The 1,893-nt window shown below is 59.3% G+C and carries 2 protein-coding genes; one reads left to right on the forward strand and one right to left on the reverse strand.

The genetic code is table 11. From position 1 onward, the window contains the following. Positions 1-1,122, reverse strand: a 1,122-nt coding sequence (locus NW819_RS10260; RefSeq protein ID WP_414413680.1) for a metallophosphoesterase family protein, incomplete at its 3' end; no start/stop codon positions are given. Between the two features lie 114 nt (positions 1,123-1,236). Between NW819_RS10260 and upp the strand changes: the two genes are divergently transcribed. Further along, entirely contained in the window at positions 1,237-1,872 is a 636-nt protein-coding gene (gene upp / locus NW819_RS10265; protein ID WP_414329961.1) for a uracil phosphoribosyltransferase, read from the forward strand. The last annotated feature ends 21 nt before the right edge of the window (positions 1,873-1,893 follow it).

The raw sequence follows: 1,893 nt of genomic DNA on the forward strand, positions 1-1,893 counted from the left end.
CGGGGGGATCCCTAGAAATTGGGAAAGAAAGAAATTGGAAGCGAACTGAAGCTGGGCCTGGTTATCAGGCGGGCAGCGAAAACAACGGCTGAAACGCTCCAGAAATCGGCCTGCTGGCTGGGGAAAGTCTGGGAAAGTGAGGTCTGGATCCCCGGCAGCCACCGCTGCCCAAAAGTAGCGCAATTGTGGGGCCAAGGCTTGTGCCTGTTCCAAAGGCAAATTCAGCGGTGCGGAGGTTAAAAACTTAACCACCGCTGGTTCGCTGCGCTGGGCCATCCACTCCCGGGAGAACGCTTGCAAATCGGGCCAATCGGGCAGGGATCCCACCCGGTAGCTCTGGATATGGACTTGGATTCCGGTCTCTCGATCCGACCGGATCTCGACAAGGCGGTAGGGGTGGGGAAAGCTGACCAAAGAGCCGGTGGTAATGTCGTAAACCCCCCCTCGTCGGGCGATGTGCTGGATGTGCAGATGTCCGGTGAACACCAGTTGCACCCCATAAGCTTGCAGCAGCCGCCGCAACTGAGAGGCATTCTCCAGCATGTAGCGACGCCCCCAGGGATGGAGAGACTGGCCGCGCAGATGCTCGACCACATTATGGTGCACCATCAGCAGCACCAGCTCTTCCTCGGCTGCCGCCAATTCTTTCTCCAGCCAGGTCAGTTGTTCTGGGGTTAGACACCCCACCAATTGACCCTGAGCATCAAAATGGTTGGAATTGAGGCCGATCAAACGGATCCCTGGCCGCAGAACCCGGCTGTAATCCAAAGACTGCCCATCCTCGTAGCCAAAAGCTCGGTAGTAGCGGGGAAAATCCGCCAAACCAATAGAGCGCCCGCTGGCCTCGGGCTGGGGCACATCGTGGTTGCCGGGCACCACAAAAGCTGGAAAGGGCAGTCGAGCCAGCCGCTCTGCCAGCCATGCATGGTTTTCCGGCTCCCCATGCTGGGTCAGATCCCCCGGCAACAGCAGAAAATCCAGAGGCAACTGCACCAGATGCTGCAAAACCTGTTCCAGAGCCGGGATGCTCACCTCTACCAGGTGAAATCGGCTGGGGTGATCCCAAAGGGTGGAAGGGAGGGCGACGTGGGGATCGCTCACCACAGCAAAGCGGATCTGCACGGATTACTCCCCTTGACAACAGCAAGCAGATAGAGCCTTCGGCCCACCGGGGGGACAAGCGCTTCTGCTATTCTGGCATCCATCACGGGATCCCGATTATCTCAGGAGCACAGCATGGTGGCCCAGGTGATTACCATCGATCACCCTCTGGTGCAGCACAAGCTCAGCCTCATGCGCCGTGTTGAAACTACAACCGCCGACTTCCGAGCGCTGATGCGGGAGATCAGCCTCTTGATGGCCTACGAGGTGACCCGCGATCTGCCCCTCAAGCTGCAGCCCATTCAAACCCCGATGGCCCCAATGTTGGCGCCGATGTTGGCGGCAGAGAAAAAGTTGGTGCTTGTCTCCATCCTGCGGGCCGGCCAAGGGCTCCTCGACGGCATGCTGGAGCTGATCCCATCAGCACGGGTGGGGCATATCGGCCTATATCGGGATCCCCATACCCTGATCCCCATCGAGTACTACTTCAAGGTGCCCACCGATATCGAAGATCGTGAGGTGCTGGTGGTGGATCCAATGTTGGCCACCGGCCATTCGGCAGCAGCGGCTGTAGCGCGCCTACGCCAAACCCGACCCCAGTCGATCCGCTTCATCTGCCTGGTGGCCGCCCCAGAAGGGATCCGGTATTTCCACGAACAGAACCCAGATGTGCCAATCTATACCGCTGCTGTAGACGATGGCCTAGACGAGCACGGCTACATCCTCCCCGGCCTGGGAGATGCAGGGGATCGCCTGTTCGGCACCCGCTGATGGGAGAGCATGACTCTAGTC

Source organism: Synechococcus sp. R8-2, assembly GCF_047461715.1.
Lineage (GTDB): Bacteria > Cyanobacteriota > Cyanobacteriia > Thermostichales > Thermostichaceae > Thermostichus.